Origin of the sequence: Streptomyces sp. NBC_01439 (genome assembly GCF_036227605.1) — a bacterium.
Lineage (GTDB): Bacteria > Actinomycetota > Actinomycetes > Streptomycetales > Streptomycetaceae > Streptomyces.
Genome location: NZ_CP109487.1, coordinates 186,367 through 211,438, shown reverse-complemented (window position 1 = coordinate 211,438; position 25,072 = coordinate 186,367). Strand labels below are relative to the sequence as shown.

At 69.8% G+C, this 25,072-nt stretch carries 23 protein-coding genes, 1 tRNA gene and 2 pseudogenes; 16 read left to right on the top strand and 10 right to left on the bottom strand.

Features of this window, described 5'->3' with window-relative positions; genetic code table 11:
* Positions 1–50 precede the first annotated feature (50 nt).
* Positions 51–1,679 (bottom strand): sigma-70 family RNA polymerase sigma factor, encoded by a 1,629-nt coding sequence (locus OG207_RS01055; protein WP_329094953.1) that lies wholly within the window; start codon positions 1,677–1,679, stop codon positions 51–53.
* Between the two features lie 251 nt (positions 1,680–1,930).
* On the bottom strand, positions 1,931–2,983 hold the full coding sequence (locus OG207_RS01050; protein WP_329094951.1) for a serine hydrolase domain-containing protein: 1,053 nt from the start codon (positions 2,981–2,983) through the stop codon (positions 1,931–1,933).
* Between the two features lie 258 nt (positions 2,984–3,241).
* On the opposite strand from OG207_RS01050, the gene OG207_RS01045 reads away from it, so the two are divergent.
* The gene (locus tag OG207_RS01045; protein WP_329094950.1) at positions 3,242–3,433 is read left to right on the top strand and encodes a hypothetical protein; all 192 of its coding nucleotides are present in this window, start codon (positions 3,242–3,244) and stop codon (positions 3,431–3,433) included.
* 58 nt (positions 3,434–3,491) lie between these two features.
* Here OG207_RS01045 and OG207_RS01040 read toward each other — a convergent pair whose 3' ends face one another.
* Positions 3,492–4,403, bottom strand: coding sequence for a S41 family peptidase (locus tag OG207_RS01040; RefSeq protein ID WP_329094949.1), 912 nt, complete (start codon positions 4,401–4,403; stop codon positions 3,492–3,494).
* A 57-nt stretch (positions 4,404–4,460) separates the two neighbouring features.
* Between OG207_RS01040 and OG207_RS01035 the strand changes: the two genes are divergently transcribed.
* Together OG207_RS01035 and OG207_RS01030 are read left to right on the top strand one after the other, a co-directional pair.
* The gene (locus tag OG207_RS01035) at positions 4,461–5,018 is read left to right on the top strand and encodes an ArsR/SmtB family transcription factor (protein WP_329094947.1); all 558 of its coding nucleotides are present in this window, start codon (positions 4,461–4,463) and stop codon (positions 5,016–5,018) included.
* A 67-nt stretch (positions 5,019–5,085) separates the two neighbouring features.
* A pseudogene (locus OG207_RS01030) lies at positions 5,086–5,822 on the top strand (transposase); the annotation flags it as partial.
* Between the two features lie 77 nt (positions 5,823–5,899).
* Here the strand turns inward: OG207_RS01030 and OG207_RS01025 are convergent.
* Positions 5,900–6,283, bottom strand: coding sequence for a hypothetical protein (locus OG207_RS01025; protein ID WP_329094945.1), 384 nt, complete (start codon positions 6,281–6,283; stop codon positions 5,900–5,902).
* Between the two features lie 794 nt (positions 6,284–7,077).
* Between OG207_RS01025 and OG207_RS01020 the strand changes: the two genes are divergently transcribed.
* The 7 genes from OG207_RS01020 (at position 7,078) to OG207_RS00990 (ending at position 14,298) form a co-directional block, all read left to right on the top strand.
* Positions 7,078–8,091 carry an SPFH domain-containing protein gene (locus OG207_RS01020; RefSeq protein ID WP_329094943.1) on the top strand — a complete coding sequence of 338 codons (1,014 nt, stop codon included), beginning with the start codon at positions 7,078–7,080 and terminating at the stop codon, positions 8,089–8,091.
* Complete coding sequence (locus OG207_RS01015; protein ID WP_329094941.1) at positions 8,088–8,987, top strand: hypothetical protein; 900 nt, start codon at positions 8,088–8,090, stop codon at positions 8,985–8,987. Before OG207_RS01020 ends, OG207_RS01015 begins: the two co-directional genes overlap by 4 nt.
* 799 nt (positions 8,988–9,786) lie before the next feature.
* Positions 9,787–10,776, top strand: coding sequence for a Clp protease N-terminal domain-containing protein (locus OG207_RS01010; RefSeq protein ID WP_329094939.1), 990 nt, complete (start codon positions 9,787–9,789; stop codon positions 10,774–10,776).
* 1,128 nt (positions 10,777–11,904) lie between these two features.
* Positions 11,905–12,309, top strand: a complete 405-nt coding sequence (locus OG207_RS01005; protein ID WP_329094937.1) for a transglycosylase SLT domain-containing protein — start codon at positions 11,905–11,907, stop codon at positions 12,307–12,309.
* A gap of 379 nt (positions 12,310–12,688) precedes the next feature.
* Positions 12,689–12,823 carry a hypothetical protein gene (locus OG207_RS01000; protein WP_329094936.1) on the top strand — a complete coding sequence of 45 codons (135 nt, stop codon included), beginning with the start codon at positions 12,689–12,691 and terminating at the stop codon, positions 12,821–12,823.
* A gap of 220 nt (positions 12,824–13,043) precedes the next feature.
* On the top strand, positions 13,044–13,637 hold the full coding sequence (locus OG207_RS00995) for a nuclear transport factor 2 family protein (RefSeq protein ID WP_329094934.1): 594 nt from the start codon (positions 13,044–13,046) through the stop codon (positions 13,635–13,637).
* Between the two features lie 382 nt (positions 13,638–14,019).
* A complete protein-coding gene (locus tag OG207_RS00990) occupies positions 14,020–14,298 on the top strand; it encodes a hypothetical protein (RefSeq protein WP_329094932.1) in 279 nt (92 codons plus the stop codon).
* 77 nt (positions 14,299–14,375) lie between these two features.
* Here the strand turns inward: OG207_RS00990 and OG207_RS43970 are convergent.
* From OG207_RS43970 to OG207_RS00970, 5 genes and pseudogenes are all read right to left on the bottom strand, one after another.
* Positions 14,376–14,576 (bottom strand): annotated as a pseudogene (locus OG207_RS43970) (helix-turn-helix domain-containing protein); the annotation flags it as partial.
* 81 nt (positions 14,577–14,657) lie between these two features.
* The gene (locus OG207_RS00985; RefSeq protein ID WP_402697481.1) at positions 14,658–14,909 is read right to left on the bottom strand and encodes a hypothetical protein; all 252 of its coding nucleotides are present in this window, start codon (positions 14,907–14,909) and stop codon (positions 14,658–14,660) included.
* Positions 14,910–15,142: 233 nt separating this feature from the next.
* Positions 15,143–15,217 (bottom strand) — tRNA-Trp (locus OG207_RS00980).
* A gap of 330 nt (positions 15,218–15,547) precedes the next feature.
* Positions 15,548–16,258, bottom strand: a complete 711-nt coding sequence (locus OG207_RS00975) for a restriction endonuclease (protein ID WP_329094928.1) — start codon at positions 16,256–16,258, stop codon at positions 15,548–15,550.
* Positions 16,255–16,464 (bottom strand): hypothetical protein, encoded by a 210-nt coding sequence (locus tag OG207_RS00970; RefSeq protein ID WP_329094927.1) that lies wholly within the window; start codon positions 16,462–16,464, stop codon positions 16,255–16,257. Before OG207_RS00970 ends, OG207_RS00975 begins: the two co-directional genes overlap by 4 nt.
* 1,038 nt (positions 16,465–17,502) lie before the next feature.
* Here OG207_RS00970 and OG207_RS00965 point away from each other — a divergent pair.
* From OG207_RS00965 to OG207_RS00950, 4 genes are all read left to right on the top strand, one after another.
* Complete coding sequence (locus OG207_RS00965; RefSeq protein ID WP_329094925.1) at positions 17,503–19,110, top strand: phospholipase; 1,608 nt, start codon at positions 17,503–17,505, stop codon at positions 19,108–19,110.
* 237 nt (positions 19,111–19,347) lie between these two features.
* Complete coding sequence (locus OG207_RS00960; RefSeq protein ID WP_329094923.1) at positions 19,348–20,448, top strand: LLM class flavin-dependent oxidoreductase; 1,101 nt, start codon at positions 19,348–19,350, stop codon at positions 20,446–20,448.
* On the top strand, positions 20,445–21,134 hold the full coding sequence (locus tag OG207_RS00955; RefSeq protein WP_329094921.1) for a CE1759 family FMN reductase: 690 nt from the start codon (positions 20,445–20,447) through the stop codon (positions 21,132–21,134). Before OG207_RS00960 ends, OG207_RS00955 begins: the two co-directional genes overlap by 4 nt.
* Before the next feature lie 589 nt (positions 21,135–21,723).
* On the top strand, positions 21,724–22,851 hold the full coding sequence (locus OG207_RS00950) for a PP2C family protein-serine/threonine phosphatase (RefSeq protein ID WP_329094920.1): 1,128 nt from the start codon (positions 21,724–21,726) through the stop codon (positions 22,849–22,851).
* A gap of 275 nt (positions 22,852–23,126) precedes the next feature.
* Here the strand turns inward: OG207_RS00950 and OG207_RS00945 are convergent, their stop codons facing one another.
* Complete coding sequence (locus tag OG207_RS00945) at positions 23,127–24,116, bottom strand: phospholipase (RefSeq protein WP_329094919.1); 990 nt, start codon at positions 24,114–24,116, stop codon at positions 23,127–23,129.
* Between the two features lie 539 nt (positions 24,117–24,655).
* Between OG207_RS00945 and OG207_RS00940 the strand changes: the two genes are divergently transcribed.
* A complete protein-coding gene (locus tag OG207_RS00940; RefSeq protein ID WP_329094917.1) occupies positions 24,656–24,844 on the top strand; it encodes a thiazolylpeptide-type bacteriocin in 189 nt (62 codons plus the stop codon).
* Between the two features lie 22 nt (positions 24,845–24,866).
* On the top strand, positions 24,867–25,049 hold the full coding sequence (locus OG207_RS00935) for a thiazolylpeptide-type bacteriocin (RefSeq protein ID WP_030774781.1): 183 nt from the start codon (positions 24,867–24,869) through the stop codon (positions 25,047–25,049).
* The last annotated feature ends 23 nt before the right edge of the window (positions 25,050–25,072 follow it).

The following is a 25,072-nucleotide window of genomic DNA, read 5'->3' as shown; positions in this document are numbered from 1 at the left end:
CTGGTCTCGACACCGAGCGAGAAGACGTGCACGAGCCCGCGCGCTGCAGCTCACCTCAGGGCGAAGAGCATGTTGACCGAGTTGTAGTAGTTGGGCAGGTGCACCATCTCTGATCCCGGACGCGGCGGGTCGGCCTTCGGCCAGTTCCGCGGGCCCAGCAGATGGTCGGCGTAGTCGGTGTACCGGACCTTCGGAACGAACCAGATGCGGTACGCACCGGGCCGTGCGTCCGGCTCGAACCGCCAGAGTTGCGTCGCGCGGTTCGCGCCGGTCCGGCAGGCGCGGAGGGTGACCACGACGAGATTTCCGCCGTCGAGGCAGGTACCGGTGTCCGCGTTGCGGAGTTGGTACGTGTTCTGCTGGGCAGGTAGCTGCTGCCAGCCCTGGCTGGCCTGCCCGGTGCACCTTTCGAGCTGCAAACGGCCGCCGGAACCTGAGCCGCCAAGGCCGACGCACAGCCCCGAGGCCACGTTGACCAGGGCGGCGCCGGTCTGACCGGTCGAGGGCGTCGGAGCAGTCGGCGGGGCGGAGGCCGAGGCCGAGGCGGACGGAGAGGCGGACGAGGAGGCGGAAGGGAGGGGCGTGGCGGGAGCAGTGGCAAAAGCCGCCGGGCCGATGACCGTGACCGGTGTGATTTCCGGGAGCGGGCCGCCCGGGGCCGCGTACGTCCTGGCGGGAGCGGCTGCTTGGACGGACCCGTTGTTCTCGGAGTCGGCCGGCAGCAGGACGACCACGGTGGCCGCCGTTCCCACAGCGGCTGCGGCAGCGGCCCATTTCACGGCGCCGACCTTGGTTCCGGCGAGCTGTGTCCCGTTCAGCGTGCTCGAGGCGAGCTGCGCGCCGCCCCCGCCCAGGGCCGATAGGAAGGAGGCGGGGTTCCACAGGAGGATTCCACCCAGCAGCAGGACACCCATACGGCCATTGACATCGCGCAGGTCGCGCTCGGCCCGTGCACAGCCGGCGCACCCCTGAAGGTGGCGGCCCAGGTCCCGGTTGAGGCGCTTGCCCGGTCGGCGCAGTTTCGCGGCGATCTGTCTCCCGTAGTGCCGGCACTCCTCACTCGCGGCCTGTTTCAGGTGGGCGAGCAAATACGCCTCCCGCAAGCCTTCCCGCGCACGCGCGACCAGTGAGCCGACGCCTCCGGCCGATATGCCGAGGCGCGCTGCGGTCTCGGCCGCCGGCTCGTGCTCGACGACGGAGTGCCACAGCACGGCTTGCCAGCGCTCCGGCAGCGACCGGTAGGCACGTAGGACCAACGATCCCTCTTCCGCCGAGAAGACGGCGTCCTCGGTGTCCTGGCCGTCCGAGAGCTGGGCGGCCCATTCCTCGAAATCGTCGGACAGCCGTGTACGGGCGGCATTCTGCGCCCATGCGGCCGCCAGACGGCGCACACAGGTCAGCAGGTACGGCCGCCACGCGTACTCGGGTCCGGCACCCCAGGCAATGGCCCGGTAGGTGCGGGCGAAGGCCTCGGCGGCGAGGTCCTGCGCGGTGGACAGGTCCCGGCAGCACGTGCGGGCGTAGGCCAGCACCGAGGGATGGTGACGGGCGAACACCTCGTCCATCACGTCGCTGACCCCCGCGTCGGATTCCGAGGCGTGCCCACGGAGCAGGGCGCAGAGCTCCCCGTCGCTGAGGCTTCGGAGATGCTGCTGACGGGCCGTACCTGGTGTGCTCAACACGTGCTCCCGTGTGGCTTGCTGATGACCCGGGCGTCGGTTCCGGGCACATCCGTCATGAGGGTGCGACGCTGCGCCCGACCGGAGTTCGCGCAAGTGTGCACCCTTGCAGAGCTGCAAGCAAACCAAACGACAGGTAGGACGGTGAGAGCCGTCGCCCTGGATCCGTGAACGCGGGGAGCAGCATGCCGGTCATCGCGGCCGCCGCCCTCGTGCGCAGTGGCAACACCTTTGGCGGGCCCCGGGCCGTGTCAGTTCGACGTGGCCGCACGCTCTGCTTGCAGGGTGCGCAGGAGGTCGAAGGCCGGGCCGTCCACGGGGCGTCGGGTGTTGCCGAGGGCGATGACGGCGAGCCGCTTTTCCGGATCGAACCCCACGAAGGAGGCGAAACCCCCTGTTCCTCCGTTGTGCCAGATCTGGAGGTGGGCGCCCTGACGGGGGTGTAGGCGGTGTGCCATCCAGCCGAGGTGCACCCGGGCGAAGGGGCTCCTGCGGTACTCGACCGCACGGCTGAGGCGGATCGCCTCGGCGAGCCCTGCGGGGCCGCCGTCCAACTGGGCCCGTACGAAGGCCACCAGGTCGGTCGCGGTCGAATGCAGGCCTCCTGCTCCCGCCAGGTCGGCGAGGTGCCAGGGTGCGGCGGGTCGGCCGCGGCGCACGTGGCCCTGCGCGGAGCGTTCCGAGCGGGTGGCGTCCACCGTCACCACCGTGTCGGTCATGCCCAAGGGGGCACAGATCCCATGCGTGATGAGGGTCTCGTACTCGGTGCCCGCCTGGCGGGCGAGGGCCAGCCCCAGCAGCCCGGCTCCGAGGTTGGAGTAGCGGAACCGCTTCCCCGGAGTGGCCCCCAGACGGGTCCCGGCCAGCCCGGACAGCAGGACATCGGCCGTACAGTCGGCGTACGGATCCGGCTTCGACGGGCGCAGCAGGGCCTGAAGCAGCATGCCCTTCGGCAGTCGCGGCAGGCCGGAGGTGTGAGTGGCCAGATGTTGCAGGGAGATCGGCTGGCCGGCTCGTGACGGAACGGCCGTTCCGGCGGGCAGTAAATCACCGAGCGGCTCGTCCAGGCTCACGGTACCGACGGATGCCAGGTGTGCCAGGGCGAGGGCGGTGAACACCTTGGTCACCGAGCCGATCTCGAACAGGGTATCGGGGCCGGGGACACGTCTGTGGTTCGTACCGGTGGTTCCGGCACCACGTATCTCCACGACGTCATCCGCCACCGCGGCCACCACCACGCCGACGTGTTGTTCGGCCAGCCGGTCCGCGGTTTGCTGGGTGAGCGTTGCGAGTTCTTGTGCCATGACGGACATCATGGTGGCACCCCCGCGTGCGGCAGGTGCCCCCTGATGATGATTTCCGGTCGTCGGCACTGCGACCTGAGCAGTACGGCGAGGCGGTGGTCGGGCTCTGCCACGCCGCCGCCGGGCGCGAGCGCAGCGAGAGCGCGAGGGTGCGACCGCTTCGTTCGCCCGCACCCTCACCCTCAGTCTTACCGTCCCCCATCGGCTGGACAGAGCGCTGCTCATGGTTCACCCCGCGCCAGGGAAAAGGAGAATGACATGCAACCAGGAACGGACGAGCCACCTACGGCGAGCCGCACCACTCTGGTGCGCCGCGTCATGGACGGGCCCGACCCGCCGGCCGTGCCGTCGCGGGCGGTCGGCGTCGACGACGTCGGCCCCGCGATCGTGACGGCGGTCGAGGAAGCCCTCCCCGAGCAGCCGGGCCTGCTCGTCGGGGCCCGCCAGTGACCGTTCCTGGCGACCCGCATGCGCCAGATCCGCGAAGGCGACTCCGGTAGTAGGAGGGTTAGGCCGATCGTTCCAGGCGGGCGAGGGCCCGCTCGTGGGCGAGGGTCAGGGCGTCGTCGGTCGGGCACGGGAGGTCCGGGACGACTCCGGTGCCCTCCCAGTTGGTCCCCGAGACCGGATTGACCGACCGGCCCACCGGGATCGACGCCTCGAGGTGCGGATGCAGGGTCCAGCCCTCCCTCGGGTGCGCCCCGCCCCTCGTGGTCTCTCCCACCACGACCGCCCGGCCGAGTTGCTGGAGGTCGTACGCGAGTTCCTCGGCGGCGGAGAAGGTGCGCGGGCTGGTCAGCACGTACACCGGCTTCTCACCCCCGAAGCGCGGGCCGGGGACATACGCCGGCGACCAGGACTGCTCGCGACGGTCGCCCTCGCGCCAGCGCATGGTGTTCAGCAGGGTGCGCTCGTCCAGCAGGTGGCCGCACACGAAGGCGACCGTGTCGGGCGAGCCGCCGAGGTTGCGCCGCAGATCCAGGATCAACGCCCGGGCCCGGGACGCCACCGCCAGCGCGGCCCCGAGCGGCTCGGCGGCCCACTCCAGCGGGAAGAGGTTCGGCGTCAGCTCCAGCACGGCCACCCCGCCGTCCAGCATCTCCAGGCGCGTTACGCCGCCCAGCGACGCCTCGAAGTCGCGCCGCATCGCGGCGAGCATCGCCGCGCCCTGCTCCTCGGGCACGCGGTCGGCGTGGTACTTCAGCCGCAGGTGCAGGTCGCCGTTGCGGGACTGGAGATCGGCGGTGACGACCCGGCCCAGCTCTTCGGCGGTGGCGACGTCATAGGCGCCGTCGGCCAGGCGCTCCCGGACCAGGCCGGCGAGCTCTTGGCCGAGTTCGGGGAAGACGTAGTGCGCGGCGAGCAGCCGGGCCAGTTCCTCGACGACGGGGGCGGGCTGAAGGGATGTCAGAGTCGGCATGGCGAGGAGTAGACCACCGGCCTTGCGAAAGAGTCAAGAGAGTTAGACACTTACGTCATGACGTACGACGACGCTGACACCGGCGGGGACGAAGTGGCCTGGGAGCCCCAGGAGGAAGTCCAGCACATCGGCGCGCCCGAGCAGTACGCGGCCCTGGCCCACCCGCTGCGCCAGCGACTGCTGTTCGCCCTGACCCAACGTGCGGCCACGGTCAGCCAGCTCGCAGTGCTTCTCGACGCGAAGAAGGGCAACCTCGCCCACCACCTCAAGGTGTTGAGCGATGCCGGACTGATCGGGATCGCCGGCACCCGCACGGTGCGCGGCGGCACCGAACGGTACTACCGGCGGACGGCACGCAAGCTGCTCGTCGCCGAGCCGCAGGCGGTCGGCACCGCCGCCCTGTTCAGCGCCTTCGCCCAGGAGATCGACCGTTCCCCGACCGACCACCTGCTGCGCCTGCGCCACCTGCGGCTGACCCCGGCCGCCGCCCGCGAACTCGGCGAAACCCTCGCCCGCTTGGTCGACGAGGCCGAACAGGCTCCGGAGGGCGAACCGGTGCACGGTGTCCTCGTCTCGCTGTACACCGCCCACGACCCCGACCGGGAATCCCCGTAGAGCGTGTCTCTCCGACGGGTCGGTCAGTTGATCGGATGTCTCCGTCCGATCAGTGATCACCGATGCGATGTGGGACCGGATCGAGCCGTTGATGCCGGCCGGTCCGGTCGGCGGTCGGCGGTGGGCGGTGGGCGGTGGGCCGGCCCGCCGAACCGTGTGGAGGCATCACTTGGAAATACCGCACCTGCTCGCCGTGGCGGGACCTGCCGGACGAGCTCGGCCGGATTCCAGACCGCCCACGAGGTCTTTGCCGCCGTCCCGGCAGAGGCCGAGGGTGCTGACGACATCGGATGGACCATGTTGGCGGATTCCACCGTCCGCCGAGCTCACCAGCACGCCAACGGAGTCTGCGAAAAGGGGCCCAGGCTGGGCCGAGCCCGACGGCCACACGCGTGGCCGCTCCCGAGGCGGGCCTGAGCACGTCCACCTCGCAGGCGACGGCCAGGTACGACGCCATGTACGCCCCTGGCCCTTCGCGTCACTGCAGGCAGGCGGGCAACACCCCGGCCTTCGAGGGCGTCATGGCCGCCATCCGTGTTCTGCGAAGCGGACCCGGAAGACCGAGAACCTGACCCGCCTCGCCCCGCCTCGCCCCGATGCCGTCCTGGCGGAGTGCGCGTAGTCGTTCCGCGCGATGCGGAGTCACGTCCGCCACGCTGCATCCGCGCTGCCATCCCCTAGCCCGCCGACCAGATCGGCCACCGTCTGCGGCGAGGGCGCGTCGAAGTTCGAATGCCCGCCTTGGACGCCGAGGCCTACGAGCAGCGCAACTCAGTCGAAAGCTGCCTCAACGGGTGCGATCCCTAGCGCGGGTCGGCCATGCGAACGGACGAGCTCGCCACCGCCCACCGGGCTCTATCGGGGCCAGGCACGGACCGCTGTCAACGATCGACCGCCCAACGCGCGTCCGCAGGCCAAGAGCCTGTGCCAACGATGTGCTCCACGAGCCTGAACGCCTCACGGAGGGAGACGGTGTCCTCATCCAGGTACTCGTCGTCCTGCCCGTTGGAGAGGACGTACCCGTCGCTCGACCCCTCAGCTCCCGGGTGCACGGCATGCTCGCCAGGATCGCACTCGTCGTCGAACAGCATCACCATCGCGCGCTCGGTGTTCGTCACGAAGGCCAGCGACCGTCCGTACGAACTGGTCAGCCACGTCTCAAGTTGCCCGCTGTTGATCCTCGACCGAAGAGACTCCAGCACCACCGCGGACGACACATGGACAGGACTGTCGTCATTGATCACCCAGGACTCGATCACGAGCACGACGATCTCATGGACGAATCCAAGAGACGGTCCCCGGAGGTTCTGACCCCGTAGGTTGTGGACGGGTGGTGCAGATCTCGGCTGAGGCGAGTACGGGGACGCCCGTACGCCTTGGTCGGCTGAGCTGCCTTGGCTATGCGGGCACAGGGCCTGGACCGGGCGATCCTCGCTCGGAGCCGATGCTCGGTCCGCGTGCGTGCGGCAGAGCACCGGCGGCGGCAGGCTCTGCCGGGACGGCGGGTGCCCGCAGCGGAGTGGCCCTGAGGATCGCCGCGACCACCGGACCGCCCGACCCCACCACTTCCGCCACGAAACGTCCTCGCCCGACCCCGAGCCTGCGCGGCGCCCGCCCGCGGTCGCTGGCTACGATCGGACCCGCGCCGACGAGCATCAACCACCACCCCGCGCCAGATGTTCGGCCGTACCGGATTCGCCCTCCTGCGCAAACGATTCCTTCTTGTTGACGTTCAGGCCGAACGGCGCTGCGGGGGCCCCGCGACGGACGCGCCCCGAGCTGCCCTGAGGGGTACGGACCAAGGAGCGAGCAGCCCCCCCGTCCTGCAGTCCTTGACGCCCTGTCCGACCATCGGACGGCAGCGGGCTTCCTCTGTGAGCAGGGTCGGAGCGGACGCACGAAGCATGAAGCTGTTCAGGGGTGGTCCGTCCCTCAGGCCGAGGAGCCGTTCGAGCGGCTCCCGTTGCTGCCGGGGTGCCCCGGAAGCATTGTTTTCGTCCCCTTGACGATATAGGTGCGTCTCGTTATCGTCTCACTGACGAAATGAAGGGGGTTCGCCATGGCCGACATCACCAGGCGCTTCGGCTGGCGTCATCTGCGCTCCGCGCCCAATGCCCACATCCGCCACCACAAGCGCGGCCGACTCGTCCACGACGGGCGGGGGCTCAGTTTCTGGTACCGGTCGCTTTCGGCAGCGCTTTCCGAAGTGCCGGTCGACGACCGGGAGCTGGCCATGGCGTTCCACGCCCGTACGTCCGACTTCCAGGACGTCGCCGTGCAGGCCACCGTCACCTACCGGATCAGTGACCCGGCCGAGGCCGCGGACCGGCTCGACTTCTCCGTCGACCCGGACAGCGGGAGCTGGCGCGGCGCTCCCTTGGAGCAGATCGCCACCCTCCTCACCGAGACCGCGCAGCAGCACACGCTCGACGTACTGGCCCGGACTCCGCTGGCCGCCGCCTTGGTGGACGGCGTCGCCTCCGTGCGGGAACGGGTCGCCGCAGGCCTCGCCGCCGAGCCCAGGCTCCCGGCCACCGGCATCGATGTGGTGGCCGTACGGGTCGTGGCGATCCGCCCCGAGGCCGAGGTGGAGCGCGCCCTGCGCACCCCGGCCCGCGAGCAGATCCAGCAGGAGGCGGACAGGGCCACCTACGAACGGCGAGCCGTCGCCGTCGAGCGCGAGCGTGCCATCGCCGAGAACGAGCTGGCCAGTCAGATCGAGCTGGCCAGGCGCGAGGAGCAGCTGATCGACCAGCGCGGCACCAACACCCGCCGCGAGGCCGAGGAGAAGGCGGCGGCGGACGGCATACGCACCGAAACCGAAGCGGCCCGCAAGGTCCGCCTGGCCCGCGCGGACGCCGAGGCGGCGCGCGAGACGGGCGCGGCACGCGCCGAGGCCCAGGCTGCCTGGCTGCGCGTGCACGACGAAGCCGGCCCGGGCACGCTGCACGCCCTGGCCGCGACCCGGCTGGCGGAGAACCTGCCGCGGATCGAGAGCATCACGGTCTCTCCGGACGTCCTCACCGGGCTCCTCACCAGGCTCGGGCGTCCGGAAGGCGGAACGGGCGAGTGAGCCTGGCCCCGCGGGCGGTGCTCGTGCACCGCAGGACCGAGTACGAGGAACTGCTCGCCCGGCACGGGACGCACGGGCAGGCCGCGTTCTTCCTTTCCAGTCGGGGCCGGTCGATCGACGAGGTGGTCCGCCGCCACGAGCGCACGCGCCAGGCGCTGCGGGAAGTGGCGGCGGCGGTACCGCTCACCTGGCGCAACTCCCGGGTGGAGCGGGCCGATCTGGACCGCTTCCTGTTCGCCCCGGAGGACGTGGTGGTCGTGGTCGGCCAGGACGGCCTCGTCGCCAACACCGCGAAGTATCTGCGCGGACAGCCGGTGGTGGGCATCGACACCGACCCGGGGCGCAACCCGGGGGTCCTGGTCCGTCACCGCTGCGCCGACACGGCCGCCCTGCTGCGTGCGGCGACCGCCGCCGGAGGCCGGGTGGAGGAGCTGACCATGGTCGAGGCCGTCGCCGACGACACCCAGCGCCTTCTCGCGCTGAACGAGATCTACGTGGGCTCGCCCGGTCACCAGACGGCCCGTTACCGCCTCGGATCCGACGGCGACAAGGGCCCGGGCGAGGCCCAGGCATCCTCCGGGGTGCTGGTGGGCACCGGCACGGGCGCGACCGGCTGGCTACGTTCCCTGTGGCTGGAGCGAGGCAGCTCCGCGGGGCTGCCCGCACCCTGCGACCGGCGGCTCCTGTGGTTCGTGCGCGAGGCCTGGCCCTCTCCCACGACCGGAACGACGAAGGTCGCCGGTGAGCTGGGGCGGGGGCAGGGGTTGCAGCTCACCGTGGAGTCGGACCGGATCGTGGTCTTCGGCGACGGGGTGGAGAGCGACGCCCTAGAGCTGACCTGGGGCCAGAGCCTACGGGTCGGCATCGCGGGAACGTCGCTGCGCCTGGTGACGTGAGCGCTCCAACCCGACCGGCCGTCACCACTGCCGATCCACCGGACGACGGCGCGCCATGGTTCCTGCACCAACCGTGCCCGGTACGCGCGTGGGTGCCGCTACGCGCCGGAGCGGACCTCGACCAAGTTCCGCCGGCGGCACGGGGGCGAGAACGGCAAGGGCAGCGGCCAGCAAGCCGGACATGAACTTCCCCCCTCAAACCCGATCGGGCCGCCCCAGCGGTCCGCAGGGGCGACTTCGACACCGCGGCTCGGCTCGGGTTCCGCTCCCCGGCCGGCACGGTGGAGATCGACAACGAGCGACAGGGCGGGTGGAGCACGGTGCGGCTCAACTTCGCCCAGGAGGTCGCGCTGCTCCCCGCCGTCCGGCCGCTGGTGGACTGACGGGCAGTCATTAACGTCCGGACCGGCTGCCGTTCTCCTCCGCGGGCGGAGGTGGGGCGGATCGCCGGAGTGGGTCGAGCCGCGGTCGTCTTCCCGGTGCCGGGCGCAGCACGAAAGTGTCGGCGACGTGCTCCAGGTAGGCGTAGTGCTGCTGCTGCCGGTCCACCATCCACTGTCCATGTCCACTGTCCGCCAAGGCTCGTGCGGGTTCCCGTCGGGGTCGATCGCGGTGAGCCCGCCGTGTTCGGGGTAGGAGGCCCGAGCAGCCGCGAAGTTCTTGGCGAAGCCTGCATCTTGATTCCCTCCTTCGTCGCGCGGGCTTTCGACTTTCGTCGCGCCGGTTTCCGACATTCTTCGCATCGGTTTCCGTCCGTGGGCTGATGCAACGCTCCTGCACCTCGGCCAGGATCTTCCGCATGACCTCAGACTTCCGCGCCGACCAGGCCCTGCTCACTGCGCTCGGCCCGGTTTGCGCAAGGCGCCACGTCAGCACGCACCTCCTGCTGGCCTGCATCAGCAAGGACGACCGGGTCCAGGAGTTCCTCGCCTCGTACGACCTCACGACACAAGTGATTCGCCAGGGCGTCGGGGGGATGGACGAGGAACCCGGAAAGGTTGAGATCGCGTTGGCCGAGCAGGAGGGCCGCTCGCTCACGCTCAGCACTGCCGGGGCAGCGGCGTTCGCCCGGTGCCGGGCACAACCGTCCGTGACCGGTGGTCAGGGCGTCGAGCGCTCGCCGACCGATCTGCTGGCAGCCCTCCTGGACGACCCCTCCTGCGGTGCGGTGAGCTACCTGAGCGGATGCGGGGTGGACGTCGTTGCGCTGCAACGGGCCGTGTGGTCGGGACGGGTCCCTGACGTGGAGGATCCTGTCCCGCCGGAGCTGCGCTCCACCCGCGACGCCCTGGTGGGCCGTCGCCGCTACAAGCCCCGTGAGCTGGGGCAGTTCTGGACGTCGATGTTGGTCAGGGCGATGCCGATGAACGCCGCGGCGCACCCGGTGCTGTGGGCGCGCCTGGAGGCCGGGGAACTTGCCGGTCAGCACCGTAGGAAGGTCCGTACCGACGATGTCCTCCTGGGCATGCTGCGGACCTATGCGGTCGCGCAGGCCTACCCACACATGACGGGCGGGGTGAAGGGGGACTACGACGGGGGCCGGGTCCTGGTCGAGGCCGGGGTGGACCACGTACGGGTGCGTGCTGCGATGGAGGGTACGGACTTCGGCCGGGACACGGTGCCGCCGCGCGAGCTCCTCAAGGACACGATGGCCAGCGGCACCTCCGATCTGCTGGACCGGTTGCTCGGCGAGCCGGGAAACCGCAGTGTCCGGCTGTTGGCGGCGCTCGGCGTGGAACCGGCGGCGCTTCGACGCACCGCTGGGCCGGCGGACACCCGGGTGGCCTGAACCCAGGGTCGGGCACTTCCCAGGCGGCCCGCTTCGTGGAGGTGACCCTAGGGTGACGTGACGTGGGATCGTGACACTGGGCCGGCGTGCCGACTACACACAGTTCAAGCACCTTCCGGAGAAGATCCCCGTCCTGGAGCGCGGGCCGGGCAGGCCCCGCAAGACGCTGGGCAGCATCCCGGCCGACAAGCCCTACGGCAACGGCCCCTGCCACGAGTACCTGCGAAGACGCGGTATCCGGCACACCATCCCCGAGAAGGCCGACAGGCCGCCCACCTGTCCAAACGCCACCGGCTACGACGAATGCCGCCACGTCCACCTAGGCACTGCCGCTCCCGCAACCCTCACCACCTGGCTCCGAACACGATCGACCGGACGAGCCCCGGAACCCACTCCCAGATTCGAAGCACGGTATCCAGCCGCACTGGTTCGTCGGGATCGCCCGGGTGTGGGGGTGCACGGCCGGCGCAAGGCCGCAGTCGCGATCCGGTCGGCCGGTCGGGCTGTCGGCGGGGGCGTGCCAAAGGGCGGTGTGCTGATGGGCTGGGACGCGCACCCGGGGGGTGTGGTGACTCTGCTGGTCGGCGCTGGTGAGCCGGGTCCGGTGCACGTCGATGTCGGGAGCGGTCCGGACGTGCCCGAAACGCAGAACGCCGGTCCGCCCGACCTGCCTCGCCGGCCGTGCCTGGCTTGCCTAGATGGGCACAGGCTCGGGTCTCCCTTCGGTTATCGGGCGGCTTCGGTACCCGGCCGGCTGTTTCGGAGGGGGCGCGGGCGATCACGGTCGGTGAGATTCGGGTGTCTCGGGGGTGACCCGCCCCATAGGGTCCACGTCACATACGAACCGGGGTAGTAGTCCCTGACAGGCCCCCGTATCGGCCCTAGGAGTGGCCTTTCACCTGCGCGGATGTTTGCCGTGCTGTCGGGGGCTGGTGGTTGTTGGCTGCGAGGGTCGTTAGTAAGAGGGGTCGTTGCCAGGGGGTCGGGGCGTCTGTAGAACTGGATGAGTCGCCAGGCGGCACGGGTGCTTCACCCGCCGCCGACGAACCCCTCTCCACCGCGTGAGTGGCTCACGCATGTCTTCGACATGTTTGCGACCGCCCTTGTTCCCTGTGGAAGGTTTTCTCCGTGTCCAACGCCATCATTCGCCGCATCGCCCTTTCGAAGAAGGCCCTCGCGGGCACCGTCGTCGCCCTGGGTGTCGCCGGTTCCATGCTCGCCACGGTTCCCGCCCAGGCGGCCCCGGTGAGCGCCAAGGCGATCGCGCAGCAGATGATCAAGGACCCGGCCCAGTTCGCCGCCTTCGACAAGATCATCTCTCACGAGAGCGGCTGGAACCACACCGCGACCAACCCCTCCTCCGGCGCGTACGGCCTGGCCCAGGCCCTGCCGGCGTCGAAGATGGCCTCCGCGGGTGCGGACTGGAAGACCAACCCGGCCACCCAGATCAAGTGGGGCCTGGACTACATGAACGACCGCTACGGCAGCCCGGTCGGCGCCTGGAACTTCTGGTCCGCCAACCACTGGTACTAAGCCACCAGCGGACAACCATACTGACGAGAACGCCCGGCCCGGACTCCCCGGCCGGGCGTTCTTGCGTCCGCGTCCGCAGCCGGCCGACGCCCATCTCACCGATAGCGCGGCCGTTGACCTGACCCGCCAGCACGTCGTTGACGGAAACAGCTACCACCTGTACCTGTACGGCCTGCAGCCCAATGTGAGCATTGAGGTGGCCATCCGGGTCTGGGACGCCGCTCGGCAACCATCAGCCGATGTGGAGGGGGTCCGCCCGGTGGAAATTGAATCCCGGACCGGGATCTTGGTGGTCGGCCAACTCACCTGCGGACCTGCTGGAGGGATGACGCTGCCCCGCCCCGGTGTGTAAGAAGGGCACGCCTCGTGGGCGGGGCGTGTGGCCACCGCGACCTCCTACGCCGAAACCCTTCGCCGGATCGACATCGACTGGACCGCCGACCAGATCGGTCAGGCCTGGGAGCGAAACCCCGTCCCCGAGCAGTGCACCCTCGACCTCCGGTTCGTCAGATAACCCGAAGACGAAGACGAAGATGAGGGTGAGGGGGACGGTGAGGAGTGATTGCAGGGCCCGGCGTCCGGGGTCTGCGGCCCGCCGGACCGCTCACCGCCACGCCAGCCCGGCCCCGGCTCCCGGTCGCCGGGCTCCGGTGGACAGGCGTGGGCAGGGTTGGACAGTCACCCACTCTGTAAGGCCTGGTGAGTGGACACTGCTCGACGTGAGTCTGTGCTCCATGGAGGCCGCGCTCACACCGGCGGCCGACACGACCGGACCCGCCTTCTTTGGAGCATCCATCATGACGTCCCGCGCGCTGCGTACCCTCACTGTGTTGACCGCCACCGCTACCCTCTGCGCCACCGCTGCCACCGCCGCTATTGCTGCTCCCGCTGCTTCTGCTGCTGGGCAGGATGATGGTCGGCGCATGTCGGGTGTCGCGGTTGCTTGGGCCCGCGCTTGGAACGGTAGTGACCCCCAGGCTTTGGGTGCCCTGTTCACCGTTGATGGCACCTATTCCGACGAAGCCGTCGGTGCCACTTTCCGTGGGCGCAAGGAGATCGCGGGGTGGAAGGCTCGTGCTGACGCTCTCATCGACAACGTCCATGTCACCATCCGTACGACCCGTCTCGATGGCGACCGCATCACGGTTCGGGCCGTGTATTCCGGTCATCTCAAGGGTGCGCCCAAGCCCTTCGCCGTGCCGATGACCACGGAGCTCGTCTTGGACGAGAATCACTGCCGGATCGCTTCTGATCAGGATCACTACAGCCTGGCCACCGTCCTCGCCCAGTCCGGCCTGCCTGCCGACTGGACCCCGCCCACCACCTGATGCCACTGCCTGTGGGTGAGGCGTGTGTCGGGCGGCTTCCGGGAGTGCCTGACGGGCCGGTCCTTGGGGTGTCGGCGAGAACCGTGCCACCAGCCGTAAACGGCGGTGATCTCGCGGGGCGCCACCCGGGTGGGTGAGTCCGGGGCGCTACGGCTGCGGTGTGTGAAGTCCCGGGCGGACGACCGACGACCGTGGCCCGTACTCCGTGGGATCCGGATGAGCTCGTCGAGCACTGGACGCTACTGAAGGACGAGCAGGCACTCGTGTCCGGCAAACGCGGGGCGACGGCCGGTTCACCCGAACCGGCCGTACTGCCGCGACAGGCGGTGGAGTTCGTTGCCCGGCAGGTGCAGGTTCCTGCCTCGGAGCTCGGTTTCTACGAGTGGACGGTCCGCACGTTCGAGTACACCGCGCTCAGATCCGGGAGCACCTCGTCTTCCGCGAGTGCAGCGCCGCGGAAGCGGAGACGCTGACCGCATATCTGGCCGAGCATGTCGCGCACAAGGAACGCAGGCCCGAGCAGGTCCGGTTGGAGCTGCTGGCGCGCTGCCGCGCCGAGAGCATCGAGCCGCCCACCCCGGGCCGGTGCGACCGGATCAGTACCGACGATGCCGGGTCCGCGGGCGGCGACGCCGAGGCTGCTGGCTGTCCTTCCGCATGAGCGGGAGCGGGAGATCCCCGACACGCTGGCGGAACTGCCGATCTTCGCCCGGGACCGTTGGCCGGGTTCGTAGCGGGGGATGCAGGCATCCGCGACCGAAGAGCTCGAAGACTGCCCTCGCTCCATGTCTGCAGCCACCGCTGCACCGACCGGACGCTGACCCGCAGCTCCTTGGCGATCAACGCGCTTGCCTCACCCAGCGCGAACCGTTCCGCAGCCTGAAGCCGTAACCCCTCGCGGAGCTAGTGCCGTTCGGCGGTCAGCCCGGGGTTGTGGATGCTGCACGTCGCGGTGATGCCGCAGCCAATGGCCAGCCGCCAGCCCCTATGACACCAGGAACTCAACCTCAGTAGGGCCTCTTAGCGGCGGCGGCGCTTGCCGAGGTGCAGGGCGAGCCCGGCGGTGGCGAGTCCGGCGGTCGTCGCGGCGGCGACGCCGGCCGCCATGAAGCCGTTGCGCGAGTTCCAGGACAGTACTGACCAGCGGGATTGCGCGGATAGTAGCGAGCCTGTGCTGAGCCAGGAAGCGGTGGAGAGCATGGACAGGGAGGAGCCGATGGAGGCGGCGGAGAGCGCGCAGCCCACGGAGCCGATGGACAGTACCGAGCCCACAGAGCCGATTGAAAGTACCGATCCCACGGAGCCGATCGACAGCACCGAGTCTTTCGACCAGAGGGATAGGTAGGAGCCGTTGCTGCGGCACCGCGAGTCCGTCCACGCGCGAGATGTGGTCACGGTCCCATCCTGACAGGGAGGGGAGCCGTGGGGGATCGGTACTCGCCGGGCGGATCGTTTCTGTGGCCTGTGCTTCCAGGATTCGGGCGGGCTGGAGACTTTGGGGCGGGCGGAGCCGACCGGAATCGAACCGGTGTCCTCGCGATGTTGGAGACCGCGCGCGTCGACCTCTGCGCTACGGCTCCGCCCGTTTCGAGATCGTAGCCGGTGCTGCTCGGTGGTTGGTGGGTGGTGTTCGGAGGTCGGTGGTGTTCGACGTCGGGCCGGTACACCCCGCTCGGTGGCCGCCCTTTAGCGCGGGCAGCCGCGGAGGTGCTGAGCTGCGGTTGTTGACGGCCGTACGGGAGCACCTTCCACTGAACGCGGACCAGCGCCCCAAGCGCCAAGTAGGGGTGTCGGACCCAGGAGGTCGGGCGCAGCAGAGCGCCCAGAGCCGTCGGATCCGTCATGACCTCCGTACCGACTCCTCGTATGACCCAGCCTCAGCCCCGTGGCTCACTCGCGTGAGGTGCGACTCAGGACAGCGCGGACGGTTTGCGGGGCGGGGGGACCTGACGCAGCAGTTCCCACAGGGGGCGGGAGCCGGCGGCCCATTCGGCGAGGAGCCTGCGGTCCACCAGGTGCAGGCGCTGCGACTTCGCGAAGTCGACCGCGTTGCTCGTGATCCGGCCGTTGGTCAGCATGACCAGCACATCACCGCCATGGACCTGACGGCCGGTCCCGTTGAGGACATGAAGATCGGGCGTGCCGACCGGCTTTCCGGCCCAGCCGTCCCTGCGGTGCTTGCACTGGATCACCCACCGGCGCCCGTAGGGGTCCGTGGCTTTCACGTCGGCTCCGTTGTCTCCGCAGCCGCCGACCTGCTGCGCGTCCTGGTAGCCGTCGCGCTGCATGAGGTCGCGCACCGCGAACTCGAACTGCCGATGATGCAGACGATCCAGCTGGCCGACCGCGTACCGCAGCCCCTGTGCCCTGGCCCGCTCCGACCGTGTCGCGTCACTGCGGCGCCGCCACCAGGCCGCCGCCGCGGCGGAAGCGGCCAGCAACGTGAGGACCACGACCCAGGGGTGGGCGGCCAGCCACCGCAAGGCTGCTGCCGCCAGGCTGAGCACGACCGTGGCTGCGAGCGCGGCGAGGACCACTTGCTCCAGGTGCTGGTTCTTCCGCCGCCGGGAGCTGCTGGGGCGGCGGCTGGCACGCCGGGTAGGGCGGCGGCTGCCGGTCACTGGCCGGCCTGGGAAGCGCCGCTGACCAGCTGGCCGAGGAAGCTGGCGATGCCCTGGCCGACGTCGGTGGGGGCAAGGACGATGCCCAAGGCCAGGACGATGACCACGGTCATCTTCTCGTCGGACCGGCTCCGGGCCTCGGTGCGGCGGCGCAGCCTCAGGAAGACGATGAACGCCAGGAGCACCGCCATGTTGATCGTGAGCAAGCGCCCAGTCCCCTCGTCCGAAGCAGTACGGGGCAGTGGACGACAGCCCCTGTCCTTGTGTAGCGGGAGGTCAGCGCCGCTGTGACCAGATCGCCGGGGATTGGCGGCAATGCGCTGCACTGGCCGGCTTCGGCCGGCCCTGTGTTCGGGATGTTCCATCGCGCTGGAGCGCCTACCGGTCGCTTGCGGAGCAGGTGACGGGCGCGGGCGCGGGCGGTTGATCAGGTGCCAATACGCGGGAACCGTGAAGTCGACGCCTGCTGCCATCTCCACCGGGTCGAGTGGCGCCGGCGGATTCCGCAGGACAGCTGCTCCTCTGAAACGCGCAGTGAGGTGGGCCAGGGCGTCTCAGGGCTCAGCGAGGCCCAGGCAGACCGCTGGCATTCGCCGGCTCAGGACCACTGGCCCCGCGATGTGCAACTGCACGGAGCTCGCGTCGGCATCGTCGGGGCCGGCTGGGTGGGCTTTCGGTGGTCGATGCGGGGCGCCGCGAACCGAACCGGAACCTCAGGTCGGCCGCCGGCCCGAGGACATCCTCAACGCTGTCCGTCCTCGTCGTGCAGCCCGAGGAACACCACCAGGGCCCGCCCCTCGTCCGTGCTGATGAGCTTCAGCCGCGGCTCCGTCATGGAACGGCGTCCAGTAGATCCAGGGTCTCGTCACATGCCCGGATCAACACCGGGGCCGCCCGGAACGTCACCGGCGCCGGTGCAGCAGGGCACCCTCGTCTTCCATCTCTTTCCGTCTTCCCGCCGATGCGGCCGCTGCCGACATCGGCGGGCCTCCGCGACCGGCGCCCGACCGGCACGGTCGGACCAGGCGGCTCAGGCCGCCACCCGCCACCCGCCACCCGCCACCCGCCACCCGCCGCCCTCCGCTCCGCGTGGTGGGTGCTTTGGGTCGCGTGTGGCCGGAACTCGCCTGGGGTGGGGGAATGAGGGGCTACATGCTGGTAACTTACGCGAGTTGATCAAGGTCGGGGTGCGGTCGACCACGCTCCCGGCCGGAGCCACCCCCCTCCTCAGTCAAGGAACCACATTGGCACGTACCGTCCGTACGACGGCCCTCGTCCCCGTCACGGCACTCGCACTCAGCCTCTCCCTCCTCGGCGCCGCAGCCCCCGCGTCTGCCGCGGGCGCCCCCACGCCGCACCTGGACTCGGTCGAGCAGACCCTGCGTCAGGTCTCGCCGGGCCTGGAGGGCTCGGTGTGGGAGCGCACTGCCGGCAATCAGCTCGGCTCCTCCGTCCCCGGCGGCGCTGACTGGCTGCTCCAGACCCCCGGCTGCTGGGGTGACGCCACGTGCGCGGAGCGACCCGGATCGCGCCGCCTCCTGGAGAAAATGCGCCAGGACATCGCCGGTGCCCGGGAAACGGTGGACATATCGACGCTGGCGCCCTTCCCCAACGGCGGCTACCAGGAGGCGATCGTCGCGGGCCTGAAGGAAGCCGCTCAAAAGGGCAACCGGCTGAAGGTGCGCGTCATGGTGGGCGCCGCGCCGATCTACCACTCCACGGTGATCCCTTCGTCCTACCGCGACGAGCTCCTCGCGAAGCTGGGCCCGGCGGCCGCGGGCGCCATTACCCTCAACGTGGCCTCGATGACCACTTCCAAGACCGCGTTCTCCTGGAACCACTCCAAGTTGGTCGTCGTGGACGGTACCTCGGTGATCACCGGTGGTATCAACAGCTGGAAGGACGACTACCTGGAGACCTCGCACCCGGTTGCCGACGTCGACCTCGCGCTGACCGGGCCCGCCGCGGGCTCCGCGGGCCGCTATCTGGACTCCCTGTGGGACTGGACCTGCCGCAACAAGAGCAACTGGGCCTCGGTTTGGTTCGCCGCCTCGCCCGGCGCGGACTGCATGCCCTCCCTGCCCAGGCCCGCTGCCCCGGCGGGCGGCGGGGACGTGCCCGCGCTCGCCGTCGGTGGCCTCGGCGTGGGCATTCGCCAGAGCGACCCGACCTCCTCCTTCCGTCCGGTCCTGCCCACGGCCGGCGACACCAAGTGCGGGATCGGGGTCCACGACAACACCAACGCCGACCGCGACTACGACACCGTCAATCCGGAGGAGAGCGCCCTGCGCGCCCTGGTCTCCAGTGCGACCTCGCACATCGAGATCTCCCAACAGGACGTGCACGCCACCTGCCCGCCGTTGCCCCGCTACGACGTGCGCCTCTACGACGCCCTCGCCGCCAAGCTCGTCTCCGGCGTGAAGGTCCGCATCGTCGTCAGCGACCCGGCCAACCGCGGCACGATCGGCAGCGGCGGCTACTCGCAGATCAAGTCGCTCTCCGAGGTGAGCGACGCCCTGCGCGGCCGCGTGGCGGCCCTGACCGGCGACGGCGGCCGGGCGCGGACGGCGATGTGCGAGAACCTCCAGTTGGCCACGTTCCGTGCGTCCGACCGGCCGACCTGGGCGGACGGAAAGCCCTACGCCCAGCACCACAAGCTGGTCTCGGTCGACGGATCGGCGTTCTACATCGGCTCCAAGAACCTGTACCCGTCCTGGCTCCAGGACTTCGGGTACGTCGTCGAGAGCCCGGCCGCGGCCGGACAGATCAAGAGCGACCTGCTGGATCCGCAGTGGCGCTACTCCCAGGCCACCGCGACGTACGACTACGCCCGCGGAATTTGCCAGGGCTGACACTCCAGGCACCGACCCCAGGCTCCGGCCCCCAGGCCCCAGGCCCGAGGCCCCGGCTCCGGGGCCTTCGGGCCCCGGGGCTCCTGGCCCTGACTCTCCGACTCCGCCCCCGCCATGCCCGGCTCGTACCGCCGGGCGCGGCGGGGGCGGCTTCGTGCTGCCCGGGAATATCCCGGACGCACCCCCCGTTCCTGGTATAGTTGAACAGTAAACAATCTTGGAAGGGGATGGGAAGTCATGCAGTTCGGGATCTTCACCGTCGGTGACGTTACGGCCGACCCGACGACCGGACGCGTGCCGGGCGAGCACGAGCGCATCAAGGCGATGCTCGCCATCGCGCAGAAGGCCGAAGAAGTCGGCCTCGACGTCTTCGCCACCGGAGAGCACCACAACCCGCCGTTCGTCCCCTCCTCGCCGACCACGATGCTCGGCTACATCGCCGCACGCACCGAGAACCTGATCCTGTCCACCTCGACGACGCTGATCACCACCAACGACCCGGTGAAGATCGCCGAGGACTTCGCGATGCTCCAGCACGTCGCGGACGGTCGCGTCGACCTCATGATGGGCCGCGGTAACACCGGACCGGTCTACCCCTGGTTCGGCAAGGACATCCGCGACGGCATCGACCTCGCCATCGAGAACTACGCCCTGCTGCGCCGCCTGTGGGACGAGGACACCGTCACCTGGAAGGGTAAATTCCGCACCCCACTCCAGTCCTTCACCTCCACTCCGCGCCCCCTCGACGGCGTCGCGCCCTTCGTCTGGCACGGCTCCATCCGCTCCCCGGAGATAGCCGAACAAGCCGCCTACTACGGCGACGGCTTCTTCCACAACAACATCTTCTGGCCCGCTTCCCACACCGAGCAGATGATCAACCTGTACCGGGAGCGCTACGCCCACTACGGACACGGCACCCCCGAGCAGGCCATCGTCGGACTCGGCGGCCAGGTGTTCATGCGCAAGAACTCCCAGGAAGCAGTAAGCGAGTTCCGCCCCTACTTCGACAACGCGCCCGTGTACGGTCACGGCCCCTCCCTGGAAGAGTTCACCTCCCAGACACCTCTGACCGTCGGCTCGCCCCAGCAGGTCATCGAACGCACCCTGTCCTTCCGTGACTACGCCGGCGACTACCAGCGCCAACTGTTCCTGATGGACCACGCGGGCCTGCCCCTGAAGACCGTCTTGGAACAGCTCGACCTCCTTGGCGAAGAGGTCGTACCCGTCCTGCGCAAGGAGTTCGCGAACCTGCGCCCGGCCGGCGTACCGGACGCCCCGACTCACCCCGACCGTGTGGCGGCCGCCCGACAGGCCCCCCAGCAGGAGACGCAGGCATGAAACTCGTCGTCGTATCGGCAGGACTGAGCTCACCCTCCTCCACGCGCCTGCTCGCCGACCGGCTCACGGCCGAGACCCTCGGCCACCTGGACGCCGAACCCGAGGTCATCGAAGTGCGGGAACTGGCGACCCAGATCGCCCAACACCTCGTCACCGGCTTCCCGCCCGCCCCACTGGCCGCCGCACTCGACGCGGTGGCGGGCGCGGACGGCCTGATCGCCGTCACGCCGGTCTTCGCAGCCTCCTACAGCGGCCTGTTCAAGTCGTTCTTCGACCTCATCGACAAGGACGCCCTCACCGGCACCCCCGTCCTCCTCGGTGCGACAGGCGGCACCGCCCGACACAGCCTGGTCACCGAGCACGCCATGCGCCCGCTCTTCACCCACCTGCGCGCACTGGTCCTGCCCACCGCCGTGTACGCGGCCTCGCAGGACTGGGGAGAAGCGGGCCTGGCGCGGCGGATCACCCGCGCGGGCACGGAACTGGCCCGCTCCATGCGCCCCACCACCCCCAACACCATTCGCGGCACGGTCCTCGACACCGTTCCGGACGCGGCCCTCGACGTCGATACCGCTGCTGCGATCGCGCCCCGTTCATCGACCGGGGCGATCACCTCGGTGGACCCGACCCACGGATTCACGACGGTGTCCTTCGAGCAACGCCTGGCCGCGCTGCGCGGCGAGTAGTCCCACAGCGCTCCCATCCGAGGGGACGAACGGCGTCACCTCGGATGGGGCCGCCCGTTCCAGGGCCGGTGCAGCTCCGGGAGCCGGGCCTGCTGACGTCTCGGCGGATGCGAGCCTGGTCGGCGATGGCGATGGCGATGGCGATGGCGATGGCGATGGCGATGGCGTCGCGGGCGTCGGTCTTCAGGATGCGGCGGGACAGCAGCCGTCTACTGCCGGCGTTCAGCACCACCGTGTGGTGGTGCCTCTTGTCGATGTCCAGTCAGGCGCAGCTCTCGGGAACGGTTGCCCTCCGCTAGCTCGTCGTCACATCCGTCCCACAGACGATCTCGCCGAGGTTGTCTTGCGCAGCGATCGAGCAACGCCCCGTACTCGGAGCCCCTGGGCTCCGCCGATCCTACGAACGACCGGTTTGCCCGTTCGAGTCCACCCAGAAGGTGAGACAGGCAACATGCCGCGTTCGGCGTAATCGACGGTTCGACCCGACTTCCTCCTCACGCTGTGACAGTCGATCACGCTCATGTCAGGAGGCCCGTGTGCACAGGTCCCGTGGGTGCGCGGCACTCCGTACCACCCCCGGAGACGGGCGGTGAGAGGCGCCCGCCCGGACGCGCCCCTCACGGCTGCCGCCGACGACGGCTTCCGGCCGGTCCCGCCGCCGGCATGGACGCGGTGGCTGCCCTTCGTCTACATCGCCTTCGTCCTCCTCCTGGAAGCCGCCCAGCAGCAGGAGTGGGCGGTCAGCTTCTTCCTCATCGCCCTGCCCGCCATCGCCGCATACGCCTTCGGCCCCCTCGCCGTGGCCGCGTTCACCGTCCTCGCGATCCTCCTGGAAGGCTGCCTCACCGCAATCTCCCACCATCTCGGCGAGACCCACCACGTCACCGCCGACATCGCCACCGCCGTCGTCGGCATCCTCGCGACCGCACTCGCCGCGCACCGCCGCAGCCAAGAACGCCACCTCGTCGACGCCAACTCCGTCGCCGAGGCCCTGATGCGGGCCCTTCTACGACCGGTGCCGCACCAGGTTGGGAACGTACTCGCAGCCTGCCTGTACCGGCCGAGCGAAGTCGGGACCATGGTGGGCGGCGACCTCTTCGACATCCGCGCCACCCGGGCGGGGGAGCGCGCCATCATCGGCGACGTCCGCGGCAAAGGGCTCCCGGCGGTCCGCACGGTCGCAGCGATCCTGGGCAGCTTCCGCGAAGCCGCGTGCGAGGCACACGACCTGCCGGCCGTCGCCGCCCGCCTGGAACGGGGCCTGGTCCGCGAGGCCGAGGAAATCCGGGACGCCGAACTGTTCGCGACCGCCGTGCTCATCGAGTACGACAGCCTGGCCCACCGGGTGACGGTCACCAACCACGGGCACGTGGAACCGGTGTTGATCTCCCGCGGCGAGGTGCGCACACTGGATGGTCCGCCAGCCCTACCCCTCGGTCTGGGCCAATTGGCCCAGACGGACAGACCGGTGCCGTGCAGCCACCGGTTCACCCGGGGCGACGTACTATTGCTGGTCACGGACGGCCTGGTGGAGGCCCGCGACACCGGCGGCGCCTTCTACCCCCTCGTGGAACGGCTGCGCCACCGCTTCGAAGGCCGCCCGGCACCCGGACCCGCCGACGTCGTCGACTTCCTCAACACCGACCTCCCCCGCCACACCCGCAACCTCCACGACGACGTCGCGATGCTCGCGATCGCCCCACACAGCCGCACCTGACACAGCTGACACACCTCGCGCGCCCCGCGCCACCACTCCTGCCGCCGGACACCGGCAGCCCGCCCCACATCAACGCCGCACGAGCACAGGCCCCGCGGCCGTCAAGAGCCGCACACCACGAAGGCCCCGGCATCGACCCGGGGCCTTCGTGTACTTCGCTGACCTACCCGTTCAACGACCCCGACCACAGAAGGTCACGCACACAACGGAAGGGGCACACCCGAACCGGCCCGACCTGGACGGCACCTGCACCCCTCCTGGACGGCGCCCGCGCCCTACCTGAACAGACGGTCACCGGGGGCGGCCATGCGATGGGTCGTGCTGTGACGGTTCACCCAGTCACGGATGAGAGAGATGGAATTGGCGCACTGCCAACTGTCGTCGTACTCCCGCACTCCGGTGAACGCCCCGTAGCCCGCAATGATGCCGTCCACGCGCCCGTCGCCCAAGAGCTTGTCGACGTACCAGGGATCGTTGTAGGTGGTCGTCCAGGACAAGGTGGCCGCGAGCTGCCCGGCATCGCGGTCCGCGGCGCCCTTCTTCAGCTCCGCGCACGTGTAGTACGTCGCCTCCGTACAGTTCCCGAACCCCTTGGTGATGTCACTGTCGCCGTAGTCCATCACTCGACGACCGGTCGGGAACCCGGAACCGGACCGGTCGAACGCGCCCCGCACCCGGTCGCGAGTTCCGGTCGTCGTGATGCCCTCCAACGCACCGAGCCTGCCCTCCAGGCTCTTCCAGCCCCTGCCACCGACGTCCGGTGTGCTTCCACCGTGGTACTCGTAGAACCCGTAGAGCACCTGGATCCCTGCATCCGTCAACCGCTGCGCCTTGTCGCGCAGCCCGGCGACGCTGCACCCGCGGTTCTCCCGCTCCCCGCAGTAGTTCGGGTCCTTGATGTCCAGCCAGACCAGCGCCAGCCGGCGTCCTGCGCCGGCGTGCGAGAGAATGCGGTCGATCATGCTGTCGAAGCTGGGCCCCAGCCGGTTGTCACCGGCGGAGGAGCAGTCGTGATAGGCCCGCCATTCGTTCGGGTTCCACCAGGCGCACACGTCTATCTCGATGCTGTTCGCGCCGTGCTGGAGCGCGGCGTCCACACCGCCCAGGGTGTCGACGCGGTGCGCTATGGCGTAGATCGGGTGACGCTGATCGGCTGCTGCTGCCGGAGCCGCACCGAGCGCGGTAGTAGCGGTGAGGGCACACAGGGCCGCGATCAGCGCCAGGAGCATCCGCGGGCGGAAACCACGTTTGAGGTAACTGGTCAAGAAAATACTCCGTCATGTCGGTGTCCGAATCGGACGGTTCATCTCATCCGCCACATGCTGACACGCAATGAATGTATGACGAATGAATCCGATCGAGGGCATTCCCAAAATGGCGAGAAGTAGCCGCCAGCCCTGCTGTCGTGTGACGGGAAGACACCCGCGGGCGAAAGAGGGGGAGAGGATTCCGGTGCGGCGTGAATCGCCCTTGTGCGGCCGCGTCCACCGGGGCGGGTCCCGGCTGCGGAGCACTGCTTTCCGCCCTGCCGGAACCCGCCGGGCGGCACCGGTGCACGGCATCTGGCGCGGACGGCCCGCACGCCGGGCATTCCGCGCCCCGCCGGGAAAGCGGATGGAATCCCTCGCGGCTGGTTTCGGCCGACGACGACACCACCGATCAGAACCGGACTTGGACAGGTAGCGCGCGTAACCCTCGGGCACTTGATGCCGACCCGACGGCATCGCAATACTCGCCGAACGGTCCGGCCGACCGACATCCAGTGCACTTTCGGCTTTCCGCTTCCACATTCCGGGAGACACGTATGTCCGACACCGCACGCGCTCCCGAGGCCGAACTCCACGACCTGGAGCTCGACCTCGGCGACCTCACCGTCACCTCGATGCGGGACACCGCCGCGCTGCCCGAGGGCGGGGCGTCCTGGGGCTCATGCTCCTGCCAAGGGTCCTCGTCCTGCGCCCAGCCGCAGGACGTCACCGCCCTCGAGGTCTGACCCCCTACACGAGAGGTATCCCATGAACGACGCCACGCAGTCCGCCGGTTTCGACCTCGACGACCTCGACCTCGGTGAACTCACCGTGACCTCCATGCGGGACACGGTCGCGCTGCCCGAGGGAGGCGCGTCCAACGGCGGCAGCTCCTGTTCCTGCGGCTCGTCCTCCTGCGCCCACCCGCAGCTGCCCGAACTCCCCCTGTAACCGGGGAACACCACCGCACCACC